The sequence below is a fragment of the Paenibacillus mellifer genome, assembly GCF_023195895.1.
Taxonomy (GTDB): Bacteria; Bacillota; Bacilli; order Paenibacillales; family Paenibacillaceae; genus Fontibacillus; species Fontibacillus mellifer.
Window position 1 is genome coordinate 16840 of sequence record NZ_JALPRK010000030.1, and the last position, 25076, is coordinate 41915.

Here is a 25076-nt window from a genome sequence, read left to right on the forward strand (position 1 = left end):
AAAATCCCTTGCCCCAAGCGGACAAGGGATTTTATACTGTTCTAGAAGGAGGTGTACCCTCGCATGAGAATTCAATGGTCCCTGATTTTAGCACTGATCTTCGCCTTGATTACCGCTGTGTTTGCCGTGATCAATGTCGACCCCGTCCAAGTGAATCTGCTGTTCGGCTCGGTCAGCTTCCCGCTGATTTTGCTGATTCTCGGCAGTACGCTGCTCGGCGGTATCATCGTCGGGTCGTTTGGCATTTACCGCGGTTACCGGCTGCAACGCGAAGTCAAAGGCTTGCATGCCAAGCTTGTACATATCCAAGAAGCAACCGGCTATATCTTCCCGGAACCGGATAAACCAGAACGTGGCAAGAAGAAGAGAACTGCCGAAACCGAAGCCGAGACTGAAACTGGAAATAGTACCGAAGCGTCGAAGGAGGATTTCCATGAACATTCAACCAAATGAAGCCTATATGTTAAATATACTGAAAACTTTGCTGGATACGCCAAGCCCAAGCGGATTCACGCGTGGGATCATGTCGCTGATTGCGCGTGAATCCGAAGCGTTGGGTGTGCCTTGCAGTTTTAATGAAAAAGGCGGCGCGCTCTTGACTCTGCCCGGCCGTGATTCCTCCCGGCGTATCGCCCTCAGCGCCCACGTTGATACGCTCGGCGCCATGGTGCGCGCCGTTCGCCCGAACGGGACGCTGGCGATCACATCCGTTGGCGGATTTACTATGCACAGTATCGAGAACGAATATTGCCAGATCCACACCCGCAGCGGCCAGGTCTTTACCGGCACGATCCTGTCAACTCACCCTTCCGTTCACGTATACAGCGATGCGCGTGACTTCAAACGTGAGGAGAAGAACATGGAAGTACGGATCGACGAGCTCGTAGAGAACAAGGACGATGTGTTGAAGCTTGGCATTGCCGTTGGCGATTTCATTTCATTTGACGCCCGTGCTGTCGTAACGCCAAGCGGGTACATCAAGTCCCGCCATCTGGACGACAAAGCCAGCGTGGCCGCTCTGTTTGGTCTGCTGGAATCGAGCCGCCGAGAAGGCTGGACACCGCGGCATGACCTGGTCTTCCTTATCTCCAACTATGAGGAAGTTGGGCATGGCGCCTCCTGGATCCCGGACGGCGTGAACGAGATGATCGCCGTCGACATGGGCGCCATGGGCGATGATTTAAGCTGCAAAGAGACCGATGTCTCCATTTGCGCCAAGGACTCCACCGGCCCGTACGACTATGACATGACCAGCCGGTTGATCGAGCTCGCCCGAGGCCTTGGCATCCCGCATGCGGTCGATATTTATCCGCACTACGGCTCCGATGCCTCGGCAGCGCTGCACGGCGGTCACAATATTCGCGCTGCGTTGATCGGGCCGGGCGTGCATGCTTCGCACGCCATGGAACGGACCCATAAACAGGCGGTCATCAATACTACCCGCCTGTTGGCCGCTTATGTTGCCGATTAATTGGCGGCGCTGGGGGATCGCCACGGCTTCGGCTGCGGCGATTTTTCTTGGCATCCTGCTGATGATCGGCTGGGGCAGCCGCTACCTGCTCCCCCATAATTATGAATATCATGAGCTCACCGCGATGAACGGCGTCAAGCTGTATGCCTTGGTCGTCGATCCTGAACGGATTGAGCTGCGATCGGCGGACCAACCGCTGGGGCGTTATCGCGTGTATGGCATTAACGGCGGTTTCTTCTACAACGACGCCGTATTGTCGATCGCGGTGAACAACGATCAGCCGATTCAAGGCACGGCTGGCACTTACGGCTCCGGCTGGTTCAACGCCAAATACGCTCGAGGCACGCTCGTATGGGACGGCGCTGCGGACGGCTTTTCGGTCCAGGTGGCTTCCTCCGCAGACGAGCTTACCGTTACGGACCGCTCTCGCTATTTTGCCCAAGGCGGCGTCAGCATGATGCTGCAGGATGATGCCCGGTGGAGGGCGGCGGTAGAATCCGAGCACCTTCCGAATCCCGACGAGAACCGGCTTCGCTCCGGCCTCGCTTATGACGCAGACGGCCAGCTGTGGCTGGTCGTCACGCCTACGCGCTGCACGGCCGAAGCGTTCCGCAGCGCCGTCAAGGCGTCGCTCGCCGGCGGCCAGCTTGTCGACGGCATCTTCCTCGACGGCGATGGCTCGGCGCAGCTCAACACTGCCGAAACCAAGCTGAACGGTGATTCCCGCGATTTGCGGCAGATTATTGTGATAAGGTGAACGAAAAAGACGCCGGGTGGCGGTGTCCTCGGTAGGGATCCTTGATGTCCCCCACATGCTGCTTTTACGCGATTATCCCTTTTATTCAGGGGGGCCAATGACCCGGAGTGAAGCAACTCATTTCCAGTTCTTGACGATCTGATCAAAGGGGATAATCATGAAAAGACTCGACATCATGTACTTCTGACACCTTAATAAAAAACGCCTATTCGTGAATTTTTAACGAATAGGCGTTTTCACTTATGTTCTCTTACGCAGTTTTCTTATGCGCCACCATTTTGACCAAAGGCAGTGAAGGTAGGTTGATCAACATGCATCGTACCTGGAGTAGTAAAGATTAATGAAAAAAGAACCGCTAAAACAACAACGACTTTAGATTTCATAAACTTCGTTTCACCTCACTTACAATTTTCTTATACTTCTCACATATAACTATTGCAGCCATGTGCCTATGATGTTCAAATAGTATCATAAAATCTAGAAGTGCTTCCTTCTTATTCATTTTAACTGAATTCTCAAGTCCCTGCATCAAATAATTAAAACCCATTGTATATTCCTTTTTATGTAGATAGTAATAGGTCAAATCGTACAAAAATTGATTGTACTTATCAAGTAGAACCTGGTCTTTATACAAGTCATTCGTTTGTTTACGGTTTATATATACTTCAATCTCCGACTTAAATTGAAGTAGGATATGGTCTACATCAATATGGTGTCGGTTAGCTGCTGACATAACGTTCGCAATCGACGATATTACTTCATCAGGGTTTTCTATCATAAACGCTACGTAATCGGAAAGATATTCGATTTCACCGCTCATAAGTCGATTGACATAGATGTTGGCACTCGACCATTTTTGAAATAACCTTAACCAATGTATGGAGTCCTCGTCCTTTTCCTGTACCCAACTTAAATCGGTATATTGATAAGTACATTCCAAAGCTTTTGCATAGTCTTCTCTACCCTCATATACTTCTGCGCACAATAGTTTGGCATAAACAATGTATACAAACATAGGTCTGCTAAGGCGATGTTGCATTTCGTAAAATTGTTTATCCGAGCGTCGGGTACTGAAATAGAGGAGGCGCGCCTTGCGTTCCATCTCGATAGCTAAAACCTCAAGCCGATCCCAATCACGAAGTGAACGGAATAGGTTGGCCAAATCCTTGAGCGCATCCAGCTGCAGAACTTCATCCAACCGATCAACATAGGGTTCGAACTGATAGGCGATTTTGAGGTTATGGGCCTGGTCCGTTCCGATTCGGATCTTGAACAGTCGATACTGACATACCGCCAGCCGCTCGGAATATTGCCTGGTTTCGCTCATCGCCACATTCTCATACAGGATTTCTGCGGCAGCGTGTAGGCCTTTCTCATAAAACTCCTCCGCCAGTTCAAATAACGAGGTGGAGTACATCAGATTGTCCAACAGTAAGCTGATCGTTCTTCGTATACATTCCAGCTTGTCCAGTTCAGCGCATTTGCGAAGAAAGGGTCCCACTCTCCGCCAGTCGGGATTCCTCTCCTGAAGATAATCATGAATGTAATTCTCGTAATAATGTCCTATGGGTACGCCCATGATCTCTGAAATCCGGTCCAAGTGATCCATGGTTAAAATTCGGTTCCCGTTCAGCAAATAACTCAGCGTTCCTACGTTAATATTTAACCTCATCGAGAATTGACTCAGATTCAACTCTTTTTCTTTCATAAAGGAGTGAACTTCCTCCAGGATCGTCAATGTACGCATTGGATCATCACCACACATTCCTATGATAATTACGTCTGGAATTATATGTATGAAATTAATATATCTTCTTTTTATACTGCGGTCAATTAACATTCTAAAGACGGTGAAGTTAAAAAAGCCCTTGCCCCACCCCATTCGGGGTAACGGCAAGGGTTGACAAACTGGATAACCTACCCTAATTGGCGTCTAAACGCTTTGCTGGCGAAGAAGTAGGCAATGATCATAATGCCGACGCACCAGGCAAGTGCAGTCCAGATTTCGTTGCCAACAGATCCTCCATACAGGAGGGCACGAATCGCATTCACGATGGAAGTCACGGGCTGGTTCTCGGCGAACACACGAACAATTTTAGGCATGGTTTCGGTAGGGACAAAGGCCGAACTGATAAACGGCAAGAATATCAACGGGTACGAGAAGGCCGTTGCCCCTTCCATTGTCTTTGCTGTCAAGCCGGGAATGACCGCCAGCCAGCTCAGCGCCAGCGTAAACAACCCGAGGATCCCGGCTACCGCGAGCCATTCCAGGATACCGGCGCTTGAACGAAAGCCCATCAAAAGCGCGACGAGGAAAACTACCACGACAGTGAGCGCATTGGAAACTAGCGATGTCAATACATGAGCCCATAATACCGACGAGCGCTTGATCGGCATGGTTATGAAACGCGCCATCAACCCGCTCTTTATATCCCCAAACAGCCGGAAGGCCGTGTAAGAGATGCCGGATGCAATAGCCATCAGCAAGATTCCCGGCAATAAATAATTGACGTAATTGTTCGTACCTGACTCTATGGCGCCGCCAAAGACGTAGACAAATAACAGCATCATCGCAATTGGCGTAATCGCTACCGTGATAATCGTATCCGGGCTGCGCATGATGTTGCGCATTAAACGTCCTAATAATACCCCTGTTTTGCTTTTCATTTACTTCTCCTCCTTTTTGCCGATGATCGCGAGGAAGATTTCCTCCAACGTCGGCTGCTTCTCGATGTACTCCACTTTCGCCGGCGGGAACATCTCTTTGAGTTCGGTAAGGGTGCCGGTCGTGATGATCTTTCCGCCATGCAGGATGGCGATCCGGTCGGCCAGTTGCTCGGCTTCCTCCAGGTACTGGGTCGTCAGCAAGATGGTCGTGCCGCTGCCGGCGAGCTCCTTGACGGTATTCCACACTTCAATCCGTGCTTCGGGATCCAGCCCTGTCGTCGGTTCGTCGAGAAAAATGACGGCAGGCGCACCGATCAAGCTCATGGCGATGTCCAGCCGGCGTTTCATCCCGCCGGAATACTGATCCGCCCGACGGTTCGCCGCATCGGTCAGGCTGAATTTGGCAAGCAGATTGTCGGCGACTTGAGCGGGACGGGAAACTCCCCGCAACTTGGCGATCATCATCAGGTTTTCCCTTCCTGTATGCATGCCGTCTATAGCTGCAAACTGTCCGGTCAGGCTGATGCTCTGACGAACATGATCCGGTTGACGCTGGACGTCAGAGCCGCAAACCCTTGCTTCGCCGCCATCAGGTTTCATCAGCGTCGAGAGGATGTTGACCGTCGTCGTCTTGCCCGCTCCATTGGAGCCCAGCAGCGCGAAAATTTCGCCGCGCCGCACCTCAAAATCCACCCCCTTTAAAACTTCCTTGTCTTTAAATGATTTTTTAAGTCCTTTTACGGAAATCGCTGCATCGTTCATCCTTTTTTCCTCCTCTAATCAACTATTTAGTAACACTGGTAACACGTATCACTTACTACCCGGCAAAAATGAAACTGAATAGCACAGGCGGAAGTATCCATTCGGAACCAGCCATTCAGTCGGTATGATCTACGGTATGATCCGGCGTGTTTTTATTTTTTTCTTAATCGCTCCAGAATACTTTGATTCAAATCTTCCCGATATTTTGCGAAGTAGGTTTTCGCATTGGCCACGAGGCCATCGGCAAACGACGCCACGTCTTCCCCGGTGATCTCCAGCACTGGTCTTCCTTCCGCCGCGCCGGCTTCAAACAAATCGATTAATTCGTATTGCATGTGCAGCATATCCATCCCGTTGCCTGCCGAGAAATTCCACATATAGGTTTGGATTTTCTTAAACACATACTGGTAGTCCTCCGGCAAAGCATCCACCCTTGCCATCATCATCTTGTATTCTTTCTTATCGCCGATTAATTTTTTGAACATTTCCATCATGTAACTTCTCCTCCTCTTTTAGATTTATCTTATGACGTTAATTGGACTTCAAAGCGTTGATTTTAGACGAAACGAAATCCCATTTTTCCCAAAACGAGGCGAGTTCTTGACGGCCAGCCTCATTCAGGGTGTAGAACTTGCGAGGCGGCCCCATATCCGACGGTTTCTTTTCGATGTTGACCCATTTTTTCTTTTCCAACCGCACGAGGATGGTATACACCGTTCCTTCCACTACTTCGGAGAACCCCAGCTCGTTCAGGCGGCGGGTAATCTCGTAACCATACGTTTCACGGCGGCTGATGATTTCCAGCACGCAACCTTCCAGCGAACCCTTCAGCATTTCAGTTAGATTTTCCATGTTTTTTGCACCCTTTTACTTGATTTTATCTGTAACCTTTTTCATCGCCTTGTTCATTGCTTGGTTAACGGATTCTTGATAGTTGTCGGTGTAAGTTTTTGAATCTTTGATCAGATCGTCACAGAATGCCGCCACGTCATTGCCCGTGACTTCAAGAACGCCTTTCCCCAAGGCCGCGCCTTCCTCAAAAAGGTCAACTATCCCCGAAAGCAAGCCGATCCCGTCCATGAGTTCAGCAGGGCCAACCTTAAACAGATACTTCTGAATCTCGTGATAAACGATTTGATAATCCTGCGGGAGTGTTTTCACACGCGCGACGTGGGCCCGCCATTCTTTTTTGCCTTGGAGCATTTGTTGAATATTCATGTTATCCCTCCAATTTTCCTAATTTTCTTGCGACATTTCGATTGAGTTGCTCGCGCCATTTGTCGCGAAGCGACTTTGCTCCTTCTTCGCCGGCTAGCGATGAACAGAAGCCTTGGATATCGTCACCCAGCACCTCTTGAACGCGCTGACCGTCTGCCGCCGTTTCTTCGAGCCAGCTAAGCGCTCCGTCAAGAATGGGCATGAGGTTGCGGCCGGTGAAATCGGAGTGCGCCCAAAGATTCGTTTTAATCTCCTCCCATGCCCCTTGATAATCGGCCGGCAGCTTGTGGGCACGCGCCTCAAATCCTTTCATTTCCCTTGTCATGTCGTTGCCCGTAATTTTGTCCCAAAAGTTCATGACGCTCTTCTCCTTTAACTCGAAAGTTCGGGGCAATGAAAGCCCACTATTCTGTCTGACTAATATTCTGTATAACTTAGTACCTGGGGTAAAAGGAACCGAATAGCTTGCGAAGTACCTCACTCCCGCTATTCAGTATTGCTTACTACAGGTACATTGTAGCACCGAGTAGCAGGGGTGTCAACCGGTTTTTCAAAACATTTTTTTCGCGGCTAGCGTACCCCGATCTCCTTGTTCCTATTATATTTTTAATATTCCGGCGCGCCCGCTTGGTGTAAGGTTTGAATATAAAGCTTTACCGTAAAACTTTTTTCGTCATGGGAGGGCCGGAAACACGATGAAAGAGCCTCAGGAAATGTGCATCGGAATCTGTGAGACGACATTGGATATCGCCCACAGCATGGGACGGTTGTTCTTTAACGATGGGGAGCAGATCTTGCCAAGCAAGTTTTTTATCTTACTGGCGGTTTACCGGAACGGAAAATCGACGGTAACTCAGATCGCCGAGCAGGTTGGTTTATCGTCAAGTGCCAATACGATCGCCATTAACAAAATGGCCAAGGAAGGCCTGCTGGACCGGGTTCGGGATACCGTGGATAAGCGCATCTGCTGGATCGATCTTACGGGGAAAGGCCGAACGGTTCTTGAAGAGATGATTGCCAAACGCAACCAACTGTTTCAAACGATTCTCGGCGATTTTCCAGAGGAACAACTGCAGGTGTTCCTGCAGTCGTTGCTGATGATTCGGGATAAATTTGCCTTGGGAAGTACGGGGATGGAGGAACATCATGTTGCTGCAGATCGGGCTTGATATTGGATCCACCACGGCTAAAATCGTAGCGCTACATGAAGGGATCATCGTGCACCGGGCATATATCCGCCACTATTCGGATATCCGTACCGCAGTACCGGCCCTATGGCGGGAGGTCATGGACCGGTTCCCCGGTGCGGAGGCCAACCTTTGTATCAGCGGCTCGTCCGGGCTAAGGCTGGCCGAGTTGACCGGCATTCCGTTTCTGCAGGAGGTTGTCGCCTGTACGAAGGCGATTCAACGGCTGGCGCCGGAAACGGACACCGCAATTGAACTCGGCGGCGAGGATGCCAAGATCATCTATTTGCGCGGCGGTATTGAACAGCGCATGAACAACGCCTGCGCCGGCGGGACCGGCGCGTTTATCGACCAGATGGCCGCGCTGCTGGAGACCGATCCGGCGGGGCTGGACGAATGGGCGGCGCGCTGCGAAACGATCTACCCGATCGCTTCGCGCTGCGGGGTGTTCGCCAAGACGGACGTGCAGCCGCTCCTGAACGAGGGAGCGCGTCGCGAAGATATCGCCGCCTCCATCTTCCAGAGCATCGTCACGCAGACGATCAGCGGGCTGGCCTGCGGGCGGCCGATCCGCGGCAAGGTGGCTTTTCTCGGCGGGCCGCTTAAGTTCTTGCCGCAATTGCGGGTGCGATTCGTGGAGACGCTTCAGCTCGCACCGGAGGATGTCGTGTTCCCGGAAGATGCCCAGTATTTTGTGGCGATCGGCGCCAGCCTACAAGGCACGAATGGACCTGCGCTTCCGATCGGCGATTGGCTGAAGCGCATGGAGAACGCCGAATGGACAGCCGCTCCTGGTGATGGAGAACATGGACTGGAGCCCCTGTTCGCGGATGAACCGGAATACGCAGCCTTCCGGAAACGTCACGAGGCGGCGACTGCGCCGAGGGCGGACCTTGCAAGTTATCGCGGTCCCTGTTTCCTTGGCATCGATGCCGGGTCGACCACAACCAAGCTAGTGCTGACCAGTGCCGATGACCACATTTTACATACGTTCTATCGCGGTAATAAAGGTAACCCGCTCGCTTCCCTTGCGGAAGCATTGCAGGAGATGTACGCACGACTGCCGGAGAAGGTGTATATCGCTCGCGCCTGTGTTACAGGTTACGGCGAAAGCTTGATGAAAGCCGCGTTCCGCGTGGACTCCGGCGAAGTGGAGACGGTGGCTCACTATAAAGCTGCTGCCCGATTTATGCCGGACGTCGACTTTATTCTCGATATCGGTGGCCAGGATATGAAGTGCATTAAGATCCGCGGCGGTGCGATCGATAGCTTGCTGCTGAATGAAGCCTGTTCTGCAGGGTGTGGTTCATTTCTCGAGAGCTTTGCCGGAGCGCTGGGGCTAGGTATCGAAGCGTTAACCTCCGCCGCCCTGAAATCGGTCCATCCGGTGGATCTCGGGTCACGGTGCACGGTGTTCATGAACTCCAAAGTGAAGCAAGTTCAGAAGGAAGGCGCGTCACTGCCCGATCTTTCGGCCGGTCTGGCTTATTCCGTCGTGAAGAACGCGCTGCAAAAGGTGATCAAAATCCGCAATCCCGAGGAGCTTGGACGGCGTATCGTTGTACAAGGCGGTACCTTCTACAATGATGCCGTGCTGCGTGCCTTCGAGCAGCTTACCGGCCGAGAGGCGGTTCGTCCCGACATCGCCGGCATGATGGGCGCTTATGGTTGCGCGCTGTTGGCCCGCGAGCAATATGACGGGATCGGTCGCAGCAGCTTGCTGCCTTGCAAAGAACTGCACTCGTTCACCTATGAGGTCTCGCATGCCCGCTGCTCGTTATGCAGCAACAACTGCGCTATGACGATTAGCCGGTTTCCCGATAAAAGCTTCCACGTCAGCGGGAATCGCTGCGAGCGCGGCGCGACAAAGAAGAAACATAAAAGCACGCTCCCCAATCTCGTCGACTACAAATACGAGCGGATGTTCAGCTACGACCCGCTCCCTACGGAGCAGGCGGTGCGAGGGACGGTGGGCTTGCCGCGGGTGTTAAATCTGTTCGAGAACTACCCGTTTTGGCATACGTTTTTTACAAAGCTGGGGTACCGGGTTGTCCTATCGCCTAAATCCTCAAAAAAGCTGTATGAAACCGGCATGGAGACGATTCCTTCGGAGTCCGTTTGTTATCCCGCCAAACTGGTACACGGTCACATCGAAAGCCTGATTCGCAGCAAAGTCGACTTCATCTTCTATCCTGCCGTCATCTACGAGAAGAAGGAAGACGCTTCGGCTGACAATCATTTCAACTGTCCGGTCGTAGCCTCGTATCCCGAGGTCATTCGAACCAATATGGATCGCTTGAAGGAGCAAGGCATTCCGCTGGTGAGTCCGTTCTTGAACATCGATCATGTGCCGGCCTTGAAAAAAACACTGCAAGCCACGTTCCCGCACGTTCCGGCCGAGGAACTGGAGACGGCGATTGAAGCGGGGCTGCAGGAGTCCGAGCGGGCTCGATGCGACATCCGCACTCAAGGCGAAGCGACGCTTAGGCTGTTGGAGGAGACCGGAGCCAAAGGCGTCGTTCTCTGCGGTCACCCTTACCACAGCGATCCCGAGATCAATCACGGCATCGCCGATCTGATTGCCGGGATGGGGCTGGCGGTGTTGACGGAGGATGCGGTGTGCCATCTGGGCAGCGTCAAGCATCCCCTGCCCGTCGTCAATCAATGGACGTACCATGGGCGGATGTACCGCGCGGCTTATTTCGTGAGCAGCCGGGACGACCTGGAGTTGGTGCAGCTCACCTCGTTTGGCTGCGGGATCGATGCGATCACCGCGGATACGATCCAGGAGATCCTGGAGCGCCACCATAAGACGTTCACCCTGATTAAGGTGGATGAGATCAGCAACCTGGGAGCGGCACGGATCCGCCTGCGCTCGCTGCTGGCGGCGATGAAGGAGCGGGAAGCGGCGCAGGGTGCGGCGCGGACGGTGGTCGTTCCCGTCACGCCGGTTTCTTTTACCAAGGAAATGAAGAACGAATACACCATTCTTGCTCCGCAGCTCTCGCCCATTCACTTCGAAATGTTTGAGACGGTGTTCCGCGGGGCCGGTTACCGGCTGAAGGTGCTGGAGAAAGCCAGTAAGCACTCGACGGAGGAAGGCCTGAAATTCGTAAACAACGACGCCTGTTATCCAGCGATCATGACGATTGGGCAAATCATGGCGGCACTGCGCGGCGGCGATTACGACCCGGACCGGACGGCGGTCATTCTGACCCAAACCGGCGGCGGCTGCCGGGCGACAAACTATATCGCTTTGCTGCGTAAGGCACTGAAGGAAGCGGGAATGGCGCAAATTCCGGTTATTTCGCTAAACGCGACGGGGATTGAAAGCCAGCCGGGCTTCAAGCTGAACTTGAAGCTAATCAACCGGCTGATCGCGGTGGCCTGTTACGGCGACTTGCTGATGCGCTTGCTGTACCGATTCCGTCCGTACGAGCGCAACGCCGGCGATACCGAGCTGCTGTTCCGCAAATGGATGGTGCTGTGCAAGCACTCCCTGCGGGAGTTCTCTTCTCAGGAATATAAGGGGAATATCCGAAGCATGGTTGCGGAGTTCGAAGCACTTCCGCAAACGGGGGCTATCAAACCACGGGTTGGTATCGTCGGCGAAATTCTGATCAAGTTCCACCCTGACGCCAACAACCGGATCGTGGAGGTCATCGAAGCCGAGGGCGGGGAGGCGGTGGTGCCCGATTTTCTCGATTTCATGTTCTATTGCTTATACAACCCGATTTATAAGGCGGATCACTTGGGGAAGAGCAAAATGCTGGGTTTCCTGAACCCGATGGTGATTCGATACATCGAAATGTACCGAAAACCAGTGAAGCAGGCGCTGGAATCCAGTCGCTGCCTCACCCCGCCGGAGAGCATCTACAAGCTGGCGGAGAAAGCCGGACGCCTGCTGTCGGTCGGCAACCAGATGGGCGAAGGCTGGTTCCTCACGGCGGAGATGATGGAGCTGTTGGATCACGGGGTGAACAACATCGTTTGCATCCAGCCGTTCGCTTGCCTGCCCAATCACATCACCGGCCGCGGGATGATCAAAGGGCTGAAGGAGATGTATCCGGATGCCAACATCGCGGCGATCGATTACGACGCCGGCGCCAGCGAGGTGAACCAGATCAACCGAATCAAGCTAATGATGTCGGTAGCCAACGGCGTGTTGTGCTAAGCATGTAAAAAACCTTTAAGCCAAAACCTGCCCAACTGGACCGGTGTGAGGCTTAAAGGTTTTTTTATGCGATAAATCGAAAAGAAATCGCCGATTGGGGTGTTTTTGACGACATATATATGAAATTTCGAACAGATTAGGCTCCTGAGAGACCAAGTGCCATTTTCTATATGAAAAATCGAATAGAATCCGAAACTCACGGCGCAATTGAAAAGTTATATGCGAAAAATCGAATACAAGTTAGTCCTCCACCAGCCTATGCCGGTACCACTTCGTTCCGCGGAAGCGGCGCAGGAAGATGAGACCACGGATTCCCCATTCAATGTCCATTGCCAGCCAGACGCCAACGACGCCAAATGGCAGCACCACGCCTAAAATATAGCCAAGCACGACGCGGAACAGCCACATCGACAGCATCGAGACGACAGACGTATATTTCGCATCCCCGGCGGCCCGCAGCGCCGACGGCGTGATGAAGCTGATCGCCCACAACGGAATTTGCGCGATCGTATTGATCAGCACAATCGTGAAGATCTCATCCACGATCTCCGCCGGGGGGTGAAACAGCGACACTAGCGGGTGGAACAGCGGCAGGATGAGCAGCCCCATAACGACGAAGGTCGCCGAGGAGAGCCACAGAAATGAACGCGTCAGCTTCCGTGCGTCCTCGATCTCTCGGCGGCCGATACACTGACCGACCACGGTCACGATGGCAATCGACAACGCGTTGGCCGGAATCTGAATCACCATCGCCAACGATGCGCTGATCGCATTGGCAGCAATGGCATAGGTGCCCAGGCTGACGATAAAAATTTGCGTCAGTATTTTGCCGCCGTTAAAGAACATCTGCTCTGCGGCAAACGGCATACCGATGGAAAGGATTTTTTTGAGCATGGTCCAGTTGACCTGAAGCATATCCCGCAAACGTACCCTCAGCGATTCGTCCATCTTGACTAGATAATAAATGGCGCAGGCCGCGGCTAAATATCGGGAGACATTCACTGAGATGTTCATCCCCATGATGCCCATATCCGCCAAGTTAATGAGGACAAAGTTCAGCGCCACATAGGTTAGGTTCATGATCAGCGACAGCATCAAGGAGGCTCGTGACTTCCCGATCCCCCGCAGCACCCCGCATACCGCTTCGACGATCGCAATCCCGCAAAACGACAGACTGCTGCCGATCAGATACGATTTGGCGTTCTGAAAGACATCGGCCTCCGCCGAACCGAACAACAGATTAAGCGTGGGGATGTGGAACGCAATGATGAGTAGGCTGATCGCAAGCGCCAATAGTACCACCGAAGATACGGAACCGGAGGATGCCTTGGACACCATCGCATCATTGCGGCTGCCCTTGTACTGTGCGACCACAACGGTCCCGCCAGTGGCCACTGCTACAAATACGTTGATCAGGAAAATATTCAGAGAATCGACCATATTCACAGCGCTCACCGCCGCCACGCCGGAGGAACTGATCATCGCGGTGTTCACCAGGTTCAGGCCAATGATAAACGCTTGGTCGATCAAAATCGGGATAATAAGTGCGATAATTTGCCGGTAATCCATCGATTGACCGGAGAAATGCCGATCCAAAAAGCGATGCGTTGTTGCTCTTATTGCTGCACTTGCCACGTTATCAACTTCTTTTTCATCAATTTTATGCAAAAGAAAGACTCTTCGACGGGCGAAGAGTTTGCAGGACTCGATTATATCATAGATTTATAGAGTGGAGCGCTGAACCCTAAAAAGTTGTATTTTGTGCAACATTTTGGAGGGGATCAGGCGTAGCTGGGCAAAAATGCTGCATGTGGTGCAACATTTTCGATCGATGAAGCGGAAATCGAGGTAAAATGTTGCACTTTTTACAACAATATTAGGTTCAAACCCATTTTTCCGGCCAAAATGTTGTAGGATTTGCAACATTTCATCCAGCGACAGAGAAAAAATTCAACCCTCACGCGTTCCGCTGGGCTTCGATCTTCTCCGCCAGCTCGTTCAGATACGTCCAGCGCTCCATCAGGCGTTCCAGCTCGGCTTCCGCTTCCTGCTGCTGCTGCATTAGCTCCTGCAGGCGGACGGCGTCGCTCGCGGCGGACTCCATTTCCTCGGAAATCGTCGCAAGACGTAGCTCGGCCGCTTCGATGGTCGCATCGATCGTTTCGTACTCCCGCTGTTCGTTATAGCTAAACTTCATTTTCTCGCCGCGTCCCGGATCCCGACTGCCGGATGGGGTTGGGGCTCCGCCATCGCTCTGGCTAGCCCGGTCGTTGCCTTGTTTCCGAGAATCCGAAGCGGTTTGACCGCCTGCATCCCCTTTCCCACCGCCGCTGGCTTGCATCCGTTCCTCATAATCACTGTAATCGCCCACATGCACAGCGACCACCCCGTCGCCCTCAAACGCCATGATCTTGTCTACTGTCCGGTCCAGGAAATAGCGGTCATGGGAGACAACAAACACCGCGCCGGGGAACTCATCCAAATACGCTTCCAGCACCGTCAACGTCTGGATATCGAGATCGTTCGTCGGTTCGTCGAGCAGCAGCACGTTCGGAGAACCCATCAGTACGCGCAACAGATACAGCCGCCGCTTCTCACCCCCCGACAGCTTGCCGATTGGCGTCCATTGCATGTCCGGGGAAAACAGGAACCGCTCCAGCATTTGCGCCGCGGTAATCCGTGAGCCGTCCGCCGTCGTGACAACCTCCGCCTCTTCCTTGATATATTCAATTACTCGCTGCTGGCTGTCCATTTCCTGATGTTCTTGAGTAAAATACCCCAGCTTCACCGTCTGGCCCAGCACGATTTCGCCGCCATCCGGCTCAATCTGTCCGGCAATCATGTTTAGCAGCGTCGATTTCCCACTGCCGTTAGGGCCTACAATGCCGACGCGGTCCCCCGGCACCGCGGTATAGGTCAGCTCTCCAATCAGCAACCGCCCTTCGATCGACTTGCGCAGCCCGTCGATTTCAAGGATTTTGCGGCCCAGCCGCGTCGAAGCAACCGAGATATCGAGACTGTCGCTTTTATATTCCGGTTTCGCTGCCTGTAACTGCTCGAATCGTTCGATCCGCGCCTTCTGCTTCGTCGAACGCGCTTTGGCTCCGCGACGGATCCAGGCGAGCTCGGTCCGCAGCAGATTTTGCCTTTTCTGCTCAGACGCAGCTTCGCGCTCCTCGCGTTCGCTCTTCAGCTCCAGGAAACGGCTGTAATTCGCTTCATAACGGAACAGCCGGCCGTGATCCAGCTCCAGCATGACGTTGCAGACACGATCCAGAAAATATCGATCATGCGTAATGAGCAGGAGCGCCCCGCGCCGTTTCTGGAGATACATCTCCAGCCAAGCGACGGAATCATTATCAATATGGTTAGTGGGCTCGTCCATGATCAACAGCTCCGAGGGAAGGATTAAAGCTGAAGCTAGCGCCACGCGCTTGCGTTGGCCCCCGGACAAGCTGCCCATGTTCTGGGCGAAGTCAGTGATACCGAGCTTGGACAGAACGCTCTTGGCCTCGCTGACCAGCGTCCACGTTTGCAGCCGGTCCATTTCCTGCGACAACCGCGCCAGCTCCGCTTGCCGCGCCGCATCCCCCGGCTCCTGTTCCAGTGCCTCCTCGGCTTCCATATAGGCCGACACGACCTGTAGCTCGGACCCGCCGCCCTGGAAGACGCCGCGCAGCACGGAAATATCCGGAGCAAACTCCGGATTTTGCGCCAGGAACGTCACGCGGACATCCCGATTGATCGCAACCTTCCCGGAATCAGCTTGTGTAAGGCCGGCAATCACTTTAAGAAACGTAGATTTCCCTGTTCCATTGACGCCGATCACGCCGATTTTATCGTTTTCATCCATGCCGAAGGAAGCGTCTTGAAACAACACTTTCTCCCCATAGGTTTTCGTCAGATGTTCCACCGTCAGTATGTTCATTCGTTAACCCCTACTTTATCCTATCATCCCGATTCCCCACGCCGTTAACCCGGCTGCCAGAGAACTGAGTAAATTCACCATATCATTGTCCATCCAACGGTAACCCCGCAAATGGACGGTAGCTTGATTACAATGCACCGCCACCTCGACCTCTTTGCCACACACGGTACAGCGCTGCATGTCCTGAACGGTCGCGCCCAGCCAGGAATCGGCGAAGGCCCCAACCAATCCGGAAATACCGCCGACCAGCCCCCATTTCACCAACGCGAACAGCGCGGGAGCGACCTCGGAATAGGCGTCGTCCCCCGTCCACATCCTAAGTAGCCACGCGGCTCCTCCGATACACACCGCACCCGCTAAGGCCGCAGCGCTGCCCAGCAGCGTCACCCCGCCCGACGTTCCCGGAGGAACCCGGCGGCCGTTTAGGATTGAACGCGGCTCACGTTTGCTGAGCCCGCCCCATTCCGTCGCCCACGTGTCCGCGGTCACCGCGGCCATCGTCCCAACGAAGATATACGCCCACGCCGCATCCGGCCAGAACAGATTGCCGAGACAGGCCAACATGCCCAGCCCGCCGTTCGCCAGCACCTGTCCGGCGTCTCTGCGTCCGCTCTTGGCATAGGATTTCTCCAGCTCCGCCTTACGGTCCCCGCGGAAATGCGAGAAGATCGATGAGCTAACGAAAAACAACAGCAAAATACCAAACCAGAACAAATTTCCGGCCCCATAGTAGACGGTTCCCATAACGAAGGCGGCCAGCATGCCGGAGAGGGATAACGATTTCTTCTTGTAAGCCGCTCCAGACACGATTAGGGCGCAAAGCGCCCCAATGATCCAATCGATATTCATTTTGCCGCCGGGCCGGAAGCCACCGTGCAGCTTCCCAGCACTTGGGAGCCATAGGACAACTCCAGCTTATCTCCTTGAACAACCGGGCCAACCCCTTCAGGTGTTCCGGTAAAAATCAAATCCCCTTCGCCCAGACCGTAATGCTCGGCGATATAATCAACGATTTGCTGCAGCGGGAAGATCATCCGGCTGATGTTGCCGCGTTGCACAACCTCTCCGTTCTTGCGCAGTACAAAATCTTCATTTGCCGTTTCCGCCGCGCCCGGGAAAGCGATGTAAGGCGTGATCGGAGCCGACTGGAGGAAACCTTTGGCCGGTGTCCATGGATTGCCCTTGTCTTTGACGATGTTCTGCACGTCGCGAAGCGTGAAGTCGATTCCAAACGCGATCACGTCCACCAATTCGTCGACCGTCATCCCCGGCTTATAATCACGGGCGATACGCAACACTAACTCGGCTTCATAATGTACCGAACCGCGGTCCGCCGGAAGCTCCAGGCCTCGTCCGTCCATCGCTGTCACCGCATGCGACGGTTTCAGGAAGATCATCGGCTCGGTTGGCACCTCATTCCCGAGCTCCTCGGCGTGTGCCCGGTAATTCCGCCCAACACAGTACACATTAGCGATCAATTTGTTCATCGTCATCTTCTCCTCCAGGGGATTGTGGTTTCACAATCGCATATTTAGTATTTCCGCGGCCGATCGCCTGACGCCATACATCCGGCCGGTTTGTGCAGAGCAGAATGTCGGGGTGCAGCGCCGCCGTTTTCCGCAGCGACCTCACATCGTCCATGGTCCATGCCATCACTTCGATGCCATGCTTGAACGCTTTCTCGGCTAGCTCTGCGGTTAATGCACGATAATGTATCGATAAAAAAGAGCAATGCAACAGCTTCAATCTTAGCAACAAATCCTTCGGCTGGCGGTCGATGATCAGGCCCGTGCGGATGCCGCGGCCGATTTCCTTGATCTTCGCCAGGATCCGCGGCTCAAACGAAGTCAACACGACCTCATGCTCCATATGCCGCCGTTTGACGGCGGAGATCACTTTCTCTTCCAAGCCCGGGTACATATTCCCTTCCGTCTTGATTTCCAGATTGACACGCAGCCGTCCGGCGATCGCGTCCAGAAATTCATCCAGGCTGGGCAGACGTTCCCCGCGGTACGTCTTGGACTTCCAGCTGCCGGCATCCAACGATTGCAGCTCCGCCCAAGTCTTGTCCTTGACCGCTCCCCGGCCGTTTGTTGTACGGTTTAATGTGAAATCATGAATCAACAAAGGCACGCCGTCCTTTGAACATTGTACATCAACTTCGATCCAGCGGACATCCTCCTGCTCCATCGCGAGCTGGACCGCAGCCATCGTGTTCTCCGGGGCGATCCCGGAGAAGCCGCGATGGGCAACGCATGGATTACGCAATCTCTCGCCTCCTTCCTTACGGAAACGATCCTTTCCTTACGTACGATCTTCCGCCAGCAGCGGTGCATCCGGCTCCTCAAGCATTCCGGTCTTGGAGGCGCTCACTTCCCCATCCTCCGAAATCCGCACTCCCGGCGAGAAGCTCTGGATTTCCTTCAGCAACTGGCTTCCGTCTTCGGGGCTCATCGGCACAGGCTGCCCTAACTCGGTGTGATACGGAATCAGCTTGAGCGTACAATCCCCGCTGAGTGTGCAGGAAGCCGCAAATACCGCGGTCTCCCACGTCTTCGGGTCCTTCGACTTCGTAAAAATAAAGTTGCCCGTACTGTAGGCAATCCACTTGCCTTTGTATTGCTCCAGCCCTTGCATCACATGCGGATGGCCGCCGATGACCAAGTCAGCGCCGGCATCGATGAACGCATGGGCCAATCCTTGCTGATGTTCTTCCAGCTTGGTGGTCCGCTCCTTGCCCCAATGCGTCATGACGAGCACCAGGTCGGCGTTCTTGCGCGCCGCCTTAATGGCGTTCAGGGCGGGTTCTGGCGCGTACGCCGAGGCGACCCCCGGTTTGTTCTTTCCGGCAACCCATCCCGGCTCAGGCACCACGCGGCTGAAGCCGAACAAGGCAATCTTAATTCCTTTGCGTTCAACATACACCGGGGCGTAAGCTTCTTTGCTGTTCTTGCCGGCGCCAACGTACAGCACATGATGCTGCCGGAGCGCCTTCATCGTATCCTGCAGTCCCGATACGCCTTGATCCAAGACATGGTTGTTAGCCAAATTTACCGCATCCACGCCGGCTTGAGCCATCGGTCCGATCGCCTTCGGCGGTGACTTGAATACAAAGGTTTTACCTTCAGCCGGGTCCCCGCCGGTCGTCACAGGCGTTTCCAGATTTAATACGCTCAAATCGTCATTCTGAAACAATCCGCGCACGTATTGGTACGGAAACTCGTATCCCATTTTCTTTAGCCGTTCCTCAACTTTACCCGAGAAAATCGTGTCCCCTGCAAAATGAATCAGCAGTTGCTCCGCATCGCCGCCATCCCTCTTGCCTGAACCCGTGCCGGAAGACGGATCGGCTAAACCAACCTCGCCTCCGTCAGCCGCATCCCCTTCTCCTGGAGAGTTGTCTCCCGCAGCGGTCTCATCCGGTCCATTCCCTTTCTCCGTCCCCGATGGCGCAGCATCGTTGCCTTCCGGCTGCGTGATTGGCGTATCCCCGGCCGTTGAGTCGCCTTCGTCCGGTACAGTCTCTCCCGAAACACCGGGCAACTGCTCCGTTCCCACTTCCGATCCAGCTTGCCCTGTTCGTTCGTCCATATAAAAGTAAGCTCCCAGCACAAAGATCAAAGTGATGAGAGTCATGTTAAGCAGGAGCCACATCCGATTTTGACGCCGCCTTTTTTCCTGCTGTTTCTTTTTGTTTTTTTCCGACCTTGGTGGATACATGACGAACTCCTTTTTACTTCGATCTATCTTTCCGATGAAACTTCGATGTCAGGTCTTGAGAACCGCCGAATCCGCCACTCTGAATACGCTTCGCGGTCAAAAGCTGACCGTTTGATTTTATTATATCAGGTATCCGGAAATAAATAGAACCCCTCACCTATTTTGCAGGCAAGGGGTCAAGAAGTCCTATGTCGGGTCTTAGCGTCGGCATGCGCTTTAAGCTTGGGCGACCTTCAATTGATCCGCCATTTGCTCCGCCAGTTCCTTCGCCTGTTTGATGCAGTCAGGTAGGCCGACGCCGTAAAATGCCGCCCCGGTCGCATAAACCCCGGGCATGGATTCCTGCAATTGGCGGCTTAACTCCGCGACCTGCTGCAGATGTCCTACCGGATACTGAGGCATCGATTTCGGCAGCCGAGTAATTTCCGTGAACAACGGCCGGGCCGTAATGTTCATCAGCCGTTTTAAGTCTCCAAGCACGAGTTCCGTCAGCTCCTCTTCGGGGAGGAACGGCTTCTCCTCGTCACCGGAGCGGCCAACGTAACAGCGCAGCAGCATTTTGTCGTCCGGGCTTGTATGAAGCCACTTGATCCCGGTCCACGTGCAGGCGGTGATATTCAGCCCCTCCTTACGAGGCACCAGGAATCCTGAGCCGTCGAACAACCCGGTAACGTCTTTGCGGTCAAACGCCATGACGACATTGGCAACGGACACATAGTTGATCGCATCCAGCGCGGTTACATCGACATGCGGCCGGAGCAGCTCCGCGGCGGCGAACGCTGGAACGGTGACGATCACATCGTCTGCCGCCAACACTTCACCTGACGCAAGTACAACCTCATACGTCTCCGGTCCTGTGCGACGGATTTCCACCGCTTCGGTCTCCAAGCGGCAATCTACATCGGACAGTGAGGCTACCAGTCCGTTCACCAACGTCTGCAAGCCCTTGCGGAACGTCAGGAACGCGCTGCGCTTCGTGCCCGTGTGCGTTTCCACCGGTTTCTTGCCGGTCATCATCCCTTTGATCAAGCTGCCGTAGGCCCGTTCCACCTCTCCGAATTGCGGGAAGGTCGACTGTAAGCTGAGCTTGTAGGTATCGCCCGCATAAATCCCCGCGAGCAGCGGCTCGGTTACGTTCTGCAGCACCTCGGATCCCAGTCGGCGTTCGATGAACATGCCAAGTGACTCGTCTTCCTCACTGTGCCGCGGCGGCATCACCAGGTCGAGCATGGCCCGGGCTTTGCCGCTCCAGGAGACGAGTCCGCTGCGTAGAAATGGGCCAAGCTCGGTCGGGATGCCTAACACCAGCCCCGAAGGCATCGGATGCAGCTTGCCGCCGCTGACGATGTACGTCTTCTTGGCGTCCGGGTTCATCGACACAAGCTCGTCTTCCAGCCCCAGCTCCTTCGCCAAATCGGTCATGGCCGTCTTGCGGGCTAGGAAAGAATCCGGACCTTTCTCAATAACGAAGTTGTCCTTCTCGAGCGTTTCGATTTTGCCGCCAAGCGTGTTGCCCTTTTCCAGCACCGTAATTTGCGGGATCAGGCCCCGCTCCGAATAGAATTTGCGAACGTAAAAGGCCGCGGACAGGCCGGTCAGCCCTCCGCCGATAATGACAACCTGACGTGAAGAATCACGCATGCCCTCTCATCTCTTTTCCCACGATTTGATAATGACGTCGCCGAGCGCCTCCATATACAAAGGTTCGGTGTTCAGCGATTCGATCCGCTCCAGCCGCATATCCAGCTCTTTGGCGATCGTTTTGGCTTCGATGTCCAGATCGTACAGCACTTCCAGATGGTCTGATACGAACCCAACCGGAGCGACCAGCACGTCTTCCACCTGCTCCTCGCTTAAGTCTTTCAGCGTGTCTAGAATATCCGGTCCCAGCCACGGATCCGCCGTACGCCCCGCACTTTGCCAGGTGAACTGCCAGTTAATTACGCCAACTTTGTCCGCCACGGCCTGGGACGTCTCCAGCAATTGGTCCCGGTAGGGATCGCCCATTTGCAGAATTTTCTCCGGTAAGCTGTGGGCGCTGAAGAGTACCCGGACTTGATCGCGCAACGCGCCGGCCTCCTCGAATTGGTCGAGCTTGGCGGACACACGTGCGGCTAAAGCTTCAATCAGCTTCGGATGCAGGTGATAGCTCTCCACAAAGCGCATCGTAACCCCTAGCTCCTGCGCCTTCGCCTCCGCCCGTTTGATGTAACCGCCGATGCTCATGACGGAATAATGCGGCGCAAGCACGATGCCAACCGCTTCGCGGATCCCGTCCTCCGCCATTTGCGCCACGCCGTCCTCAATAAACGGATGGGCATGCTTCAATCCTTGATAACAAACAAACTCCACGTCTTGGTCCGCGGTCATTCCGTGTAACGTGTCCTGCAATGCGGCCACTTGCTTGTCGGTATTGGCGCGCAGCGGGAACACCCCGCCTACAATCGCTTCATAACGGCCAACTAGCTCCTGGAGCTGCTCCGCGGTTGGAGGATGACCCCGCCGGATATGCGTATAATACGCTTCGACCTGGTCCAGACTTTGCGGCGTGCCGTAAGACATCACCAACACTCCGATCTTCGATTTCATGATTCCAGTTCACCTCTAGTCGATAATTAAGTTGCTCTCATGTATGTGGTATAGCATTACGCTCGCGACGTTGGTTGATGCAAAATCGCCTCGGCGGAATATTCATGCACGAACTCCGTCAGCTCCCGCAGCTTATCGAGGGAAGCCTCGGGGAACAAGCCGTGTCCCAGGTTAAACACAAATCCCGGGGCCGATATTCCATCGTCGATAATCTCTTTCGCCCGCTGTTTGATAACCTCCATCGGTGCGGTGAGGATATAAGGATCCAAGTTGCCTTGCATGGCGAACTTTCCGCCCGTCCGACGCCGGCCTTCCGTAATGGATACACGCCAGTCGAGCCCAACGGCCTCAGCAGTTATATCAGTCAACGTCGGAAGCAGCTCCCCAGAGCTCACGCCGGGAAAATAAATTTTCGGTACATCCAAATCCCGAAGTTCGGCAAAAATACGGGTGATCGTCGGGAGTACATACCGCTGAAAATCGCTGGGAGCGAGTGCGCCTACCCAACTGTCAAACAACTGGAACGCCTTGCCTCCGTTCTCGACATGGGTCCGCAGGTAAGCGATGACCATATCGCCCAGCTTGTCCATCAGCTTGAACCAGGCTTCCGGTTCGCCGTACATCATCGCTTTCGTGTGGATATAACTCTTGGACGGCCGTCCTTCGATCAAGTAGCTGGCGATCGTAAACGGTGCTCCGGCAAAGGTAATAAGCGGAACGTCAAGCTCCTTATCCAGAATTGCAATCGTCTCTAAAATATGTGATAAATCCTTGTGAACGTCGATGGGCTTCAGTCGCTCGATATCCGCCAGTGTACGGATCGGCTGTTCGATGACCGGACCGATATTTTTGACAATATCAAACTCCACGCCAAGGGAAGCAACCGGATTCATGATATCGGAATACAAAATAGCCGCATCCACGCCAAGCTTGCGGACGGGCATCATGGTGATTTCCGCCGCCAGTTCCGGCTGCCGGCATATCTCTAATAAGCTGTATTTTTCTTTGATTTTCCGGTAATCGGGATCATATCTGCCCGCCTGGCGCATGTACCAGACCGGAAGGCGATCCACCTCCTGCTTCCGCAGGGCCCGGATCAAACGATCGTTGTAAACCAAACTACACGCCTCCAATACTCGTAGAAACCATGTTATAGAAAAATGATAGCCACACTATAAACATTCTAATTTACATTATGCCCTACTTAAAAGTAAGTAACAACTGTCACAACGGCCAAACGCATGGCGAACCTATGACAATCGGATGAAGATGCCATGAAGAAAGGAAGTGAACGTCCGTTGAACACCTGGAAGGTCAATCTCATTGTGCTTTGGTTCGGACAGTTTCTGGTCAATGCCGGGATGACGATGATCACGCCGTTTCTCTCGCTGTATCTGGCGCGGGATTTGCACGTGCAGGGGGAGCGGGCAATCGGACTTTGGGCCGGGATGATTTTTGCCGCGAATTTCGCGACTTCATTTGTTTTTCAGCCCATATGGGGGAAGCTCGCCGATAAATACGGCCGAAAAATTATGCTTCTGCGCTCCGGCTTTGGCATGGCCATCGTCATTACCTTAATGGGCTTCGCCACGCAGCCTTGGCATCTGCTTGGCTTGCGTCTGCTGAACGGAACGATCTCCGGCTTCAACCCGGCTTCCGTAGCGCTGATATCGGGCACTGCGCCGAAGAAGCAAATGGGCTTCGCGATGGGCACGATCCAATCCGGTACCGTGGCCGGTACCATTCTGGGTCCTTTGATCGGCGGAATAATGGCGGAGTGGATTGGGTTTCGGCCGATTTTTTACATTACCGGGGTGCTGTTATTTATCGCCTCCTTGCTGGCACTTCTGTTCGTGCGCGAGAAGTTCGACCGCGAGGAGGCGTCGCATACGCCGCAGCCTTCCGTGCTGCAGGGCTTCCTGGAACTGAACAAAACGCCGCAGTTAACCGCGTTGTTCGCCGTGACGTTCCTGTTGCAATTCGCCATGCTCAGCCCGATGTCGCTGCTGCCTTTATATGTAGAGAAGCTGCACGGCCAGACTGCCGATGTGGCGTTCTGGGCTGGTTTCGTTAGCGCCGTGACGGGGATCTCCAATATGATCACTTCGCCGTTCCTCGGCAAGGTTAGTGACAAGCTGGGGGCGCACCGCATTCTGACATTTTGTCTCATCGGGGCAGCAGCCACGCTAATCCCGCAGGCGTTCGTGCATACGATAGGACAGCTGATTGCCGTCCGGTTCCTGATGGGTGTATTTATGGGCGGGTTACTGCCCAGCGTCAATGCGCTCATCCGCTACTACACGCCGGACGGCATGGAGAGCCGGGCGTTTGGTTTCAACAGCAGCACGCTGGCCCTCGGCAACATGATGGGCTCGCTGATCGGCGGTTTTCTCGCCGGGTATATCGGCATTGAAGGGCTGTTCGTCATCTCCGGCATTCTGCTATTGATCAATACGCTCTGGGTGCGCCTGAAGCTGTACGCCAGGCCGAGGCCAAGGATGACGGCCGCAAGGTAGGCGGGAGATCGTGAAGGAATTGCCCAAAGCGCTTCGTTCCCTGCCTATCACAAAGAGGCTGTCCCCCTGTCTCCCAGTGGGCAGCCC

22 protein-coding genes are annotated in these 25076 nt (G+C 54.0%); 6 read left to right on the forward strand and 16 right to left on the reverse strand.

The window, feature by feature from the left end; all coding sequences use genetic code 11:
* Positions 1-63: 63 nt before the first annotated feature.
* Genes M0651_RS21880 through M0651_RS21890 form a run of 3 tightly spaced genes read left to right on the forward strand, consistent with a single transcriptional unit; the run spans position 64 to position 2228 of the window.
* Positions 64-453 (forward strand): LapA family protein, encoded by a 390-nt coding sequence (locus M0651_RS21880; RefSeq protein ID WP_248553806.1) that lies wholly within the window; start codon positions 64-66, stop codon positions 451-453.
* On the forward strand, positions 434-1471 hold the full coding sequence (locus M0651_RS21885) for a M42 family metallopeptidase (RefSeq protein WP_248553807.1): 1038 nt from the start codon (positions 434-436) through the stop codon (positions 1469-1471). Before M0651_RS21880 ends, M0651_RS21885 begins: the two co-directional genes overlap by 20 nt.
* Positions 1458-2228: a phosphodiester glycosidase family protein gene (locus M0651_RS21890; protein ID WP_248553808.1), complete on the forward strand. Its 771-nt coding sequence runs from the start codon at positions 1458-1460 to the stop codon at positions 2226-2228. The genes M0651_RS21885 and M0651_RS21890 overlap by 14 nt, the downstream gene beginning before the upstream one ends.
* A 379-nt stretch (positions 2229-2607) precedes the next feature.
* On the opposite strand, the gene M0651_RS21895 is transcribed toward M0651_RS21890, so the two are convergent.
* The 7 genes from M0651_RS21895 to M0651_RS21925 form a co-directional block, all read right to left on the reverse strand.
* The gene (locus M0651_RS21895) at positions 2608-3936 is read right to left on the reverse strand and encodes a helix-turn-helix domain-containing protein (RefSeq protein ID WP_248553809.1); all 1329 of its coding nucleotides are present in this window, start codon (positions 3934-3936) and stop codon (positions 2608-2610) included.
* Positions 3937-4145: 209 nt separating this feature from the next.
* Positions 4146-4895 (reverse strand): ABC transporter permease, encoded by a 750-nt coding sequence (locus tag M0651_RS21900; protein WP_248553810.1) that lies wholly within the window; start codon positions 4893-4895, stop codon positions 4146-4148.
* Positions 4896-5657 (reverse strand): ABC transporter ATP-binding protein, encoded by a 762-nt coding sequence (locus tag M0651_RS21905; protein ID WP_248553811.1) that lies wholly within the window; start codon positions 5655-5657, stop codon positions 4896-4898.
* A gap of 152 nt (positions 5658-5809) precedes the next feature.
* Positions 5810-6151 carry a DUF1048 domain-containing protein gene (locus tag M0651_RS21910; RefSeq protein WP_248553812.1) on the reverse strand — a complete coding sequence of 114 codons (342 nt, stop codon included), beginning with the start codon at positions 6149-6151 and terminating at the stop codon, positions 5810-5812.
* A 37-nt stretch (positions 6152-6188) separates the two neighbouring features.
* Positions 6189-6509, reverse strand: coding sequence for a PadR family transcriptional regulator (locus M0651_RS21915; RefSeq protein WP_248553813.1), 321 nt, complete (start codon positions 6507-6509; stop codon positions 6189-6191).
* A 15-nt stretch (positions 6510-6524) separates the two neighbouring features.
* Positions 6525-6875, reverse strand: a complete 351-nt coding sequence (locus M0651_RS21920) for a DUF1048 domain-containing protein (protein WP_248553814.1) — start codon at positions 6873-6875, stop codon at positions 6525-6527.
* 1 nt (position 6876) lies between these two features.
* Positions 6877-7233, reverse strand: a complete 357-nt coding sequence (locus M0651_RS21925) for a DUF1048 domain-containing protein (RefSeq protein WP_248553815.1) — start codon at positions 7231-7233, stop codon at positions 6877-6879.
* Positions 7234-7570: 337 nt separating this feature from the next.
* Here M0651_RS21925 and M0651_RS21930 point away from each other — a divergent pair, with 337 nt between their 5' ends.
* Both M0651_RS21930 and M0651_RS21935 read left to right on the forward strand, forming a co-directional pair.
* The gene (locus tag M0651_RS21930; RefSeq protein ID WP_248553816.1) at positions 7571-8044 is read left to right on the forward strand and encodes a MarR family winged helix-turn-helix transcriptional regulator; all 474 of its coding nucleotides are present in this window, start codon (positions 7571-7573) and stop codon (positions 8042-8044) included.
* Positions 8022-12236 (forward strand): 2-hydroxyacyl-CoA dehydratase, encoded by a 4215-nt coding sequence (locus M0651_RS21935; protein ID WP_248553817.1) that lies wholly within the window; start codon positions 8022-8024, stop codon positions 12234-12236. The genes M0651_RS21930 and M0651_RS21935 overlap by 23 nt, the downstream gene beginning before the upstream one ends.
* 240 nt (positions 12237-12476) lie before the next feature.
* On the opposite strand, the gene M0651_RS21940 is transcribed toward M0651_RS21935, so the two are convergent.
* The 9 genes from M0651_RS21940 to hemE form a co-directional block, all read right to left on the reverse strand.
* Entirely contained in the window at positions 12477-13805 is a 1329-nt protein-coding gene (locus tag M0651_RS21940) for an MATE family efflux transporter (protein WP_282578042.1), read from the reverse strand.
* 388 nt (positions 13806-14193) lie between these two features.
* On the reverse strand, positions 14194-16164 hold the full coding sequence (locus M0651_RS21945; protein WP_248553818.1) for an ABC-F family ATP-binding cassette domain-containing protein: 1971 nt from the start codon (positions 16162-16164) through the stop codon (positions 14194-14196).
* A gap of 15 nt (positions 16165-16179) precedes the next feature.
* A complete protein-coding gene (locus tag M0651_RS21950) occupies positions 16180-17007 on the reverse strand; it encodes a DUF92 domain-containing protein (RefSeq protein ID WP_248553838.1) in 828 nt (275 codons plus the stop codon).
* 2 nt (positions 17008-17009) lie between these two features.
* Positions 17010-17651, reverse strand: coding sequence for a fumarylacetoacetate hydrolase family protein (locus tag M0651_RS21955; protein ID WP_248553819.1), 642 nt, complete (start codon positions 17649-17651; stop codon positions 17010-17012).
* The gene (locus tag M0651_RS21960) at positions 17632-18432 is read right to left on the reverse strand and encodes a glycerophosphodiester phosphodiesterase (protein WP_248553820.1); all 801 of its coding nucleotides are present in this window, start codon (positions 18430-18432) and stop codon (positions 17632-17634) included. Before M0651_RS21960 ends, M0651_RS21955 begins: the two co-directional genes overlap by 20 nt.
* A 36-nt stretch (positions 18433-18468) precedes the next feature.
* Positions 18469-19884, reverse strand: coding sequence for a CapA family protein (locus M0651_RS21965; RefSeq protein ID WP_248553821.1), 1416 nt, complete (start codon positions 19882-19884; stop codon positions 18469-18471).
* A 216-nt stretch (positions 19885-20100) separates the two neighbouring features.
* On the reverse strand, positions 20101-21525 hold the full coding sequence (hemG, locus tag M0651_RS21970; RefSeq protein ID WP_248553822.1) for a protoporphyrinogen oxidase: 1425 nt from the start codon (positions 21523-21525) through the stop codon (positions 20101-20103).
* Positions 21526-21531: 6 nt separating this feature from the next.
* On the reverse strand, positions 21532-22473 hold the full coding sequence (gene hemH, locus M0651_RS21975; RefSeq protein WP_248553823.1) for a ferrochelatase: 942 nt from the start codon (positions 22471-22473) through the stop codon (positions 21532-21534).
* Positions 22474-22529: 56 nt separating this feature from the next.
* On the reverse strand, positions 22530-23591 hold the full coding sequence (gene hemE / locus M0651_RS21980; protein ID WP_248553824.1) for a uroporphyrinogen decarboxylase: 1062 nt from the start codon (positions 23589-23591) through the stop codon (positions 22530-22532).
* 156 nt (positions 23592-23747) lie between these two features.
* Between hemE and M0651_RS21985 the strand changes: the two genes are divergently transcribed.
* Entirely contained in the window at positions 23748-24989 is a 1242-nt protein-coding gene (locus M0651_RS21985) for an MFS transporter (protein ID WP_248553825.1), read from the forward strand.
* Positions 24990-25076: the final 87 nt, after the last annotated feature.

What these genes read in the sequence shown, in the direction of transcription:
- M0651_RS21880 (WP_248553806.1), top strand. Translation starts at nt 64, where the DNA reads ATGAGAATTCAATGGTCCCTGATTTTAGCACTGATCTTCGCCTTGATT.
- M0651_RS21885 (WP_248553807.1), top strand. Translation starts at nt 434, where the DNA reads ATGAACATTCAACCAAATGAAGCCTATATGTTAAATATACTGAAAACT.
- M0651_RS21890 (WP_248553808.1), top strand. Translation starts at nt 1,458, where the DNA reads ATGTTGCCGATTAATTGGCGGCGCTGGGGGATCGCCACGGCTTCGGCT.
- M0651_RS21895 (WP_248553809.1), bottom strand. Translation starts at nt 3,936, where the DNA reads ATGAAAGAAAAAGAGTTGAATCTGAGTCAATTCTCGATGAGGTTAAAT.
- M0651_RS21900 (WP_248553810.1), bottom strand. Translation starts at nt 4,895, where the DNA reads ATGAAAAGCAAAACAGGGGTATTATTAGGACGTTTAATGCGCAACATC.
- M0651_RS21905 (WP_248553811.1), bottom strand. Translation starts at nt 5,657, where the DNA reads ATGAACGATGCAGCGATTTCCGTAAAAGGACTTAAAAAATCATTTAAA.
- M0651_RS21910 (WP_248553812.1), bottom strand. Translation starts at nt 6,151, where the DNA reads ATGATGGAAATGTTCAAAAAATTAATCGGCGATAAGAAAGAATACAAG.
- M0651_RS21915 (WP_248553813.1), bottom strand. Translation starts at nt 6,509, where the DNA reads ATGGAAAATCTAACTGAAATGCTGAAGGGTTCGCTGGAAGGTTGCGTG.
- M0651_RS21920 (WP_248553814.1), bottom strand. Translation starts at nt 6,875, where the DNA reads ATGAATATTCAACAAATGCTCCAAGGCAAAAAAGAATGGCGGGCCCAC.
- M0651_RS21925 (WP_248553815.1), bottom strand. Translation starts at nt 7,233, where the DNA reads ATGAACTTTTGGGACAAAATTACGGGCAACGACATGACAAGGGAAATG.
- M0651_RS21930 (WP_248553816.1), top strand. Translation starts at nt 7,571, where the DNA reads ATGAAAGAGCCTCAGGAAATGTGCATCGGAATCTGTGAGACGACATTG.
- M0651_RS21935 (WP_248553817.1), top strand. Translation starts at nt 8,022, where the DNA reads ATGTTGCTGCAGATCGGGCTTGATATTGGATCCACCACGGCTAAAATC.
- M0651_RS21940 (WP_282578042.1), bottom strand. Translation starts at nt 13,805, where the DNA reads ATGGATTACCGGCAAATTATCGCACTTATTATCCCGATTTTGATCGAC.
- M0651_RS21945 (WP_248553818.1), bottom strand. Translation starts at nt 16,164, where the DNA reads ATGAACATACTGACGGTGGAACATCTGACGAAAACCTATGGGGAGAAA.
- M0651_RS21955 (WP_248553819.1), bottom strand. Translation starts at nt 17,651, where the DNA reads ATGAACAAATTGATCGCTAATGTGTACTGTGTTGGGCGGAATTACCGG.
- M0651_RS21965 (WP_248553821.1), bottom strand. Translation starts at nt 19,884, where the DNA reads ATGTATCCACCAAGGTCGGAAAAAAACAAAAAGAAACAGCAGGAAAAA.
- hemG (WP_248553822.1), bottom strand. Translation starts at nt 21,525, where the DNA reads ATGCGTGATTCTTCACGTCAGGTTGTCATTATCGGCGGAGGGCTGACC.
- hemH (WP_248553823.1), bottom strand. Translation starts at nt 22,473, where the DNA reads ATGAAATCGAAGATCGGAGTGTTGGTGATGTCTTACGGCACGCCGCAA.
- M0651_RS21985 (WP_248553825.1), top strand. Translation starts at nt 23,748, where the DNA reads ATGAAGAAAGGAAGTGAACGTCCGTTGAACACCTGGAAGGTCAATCTC.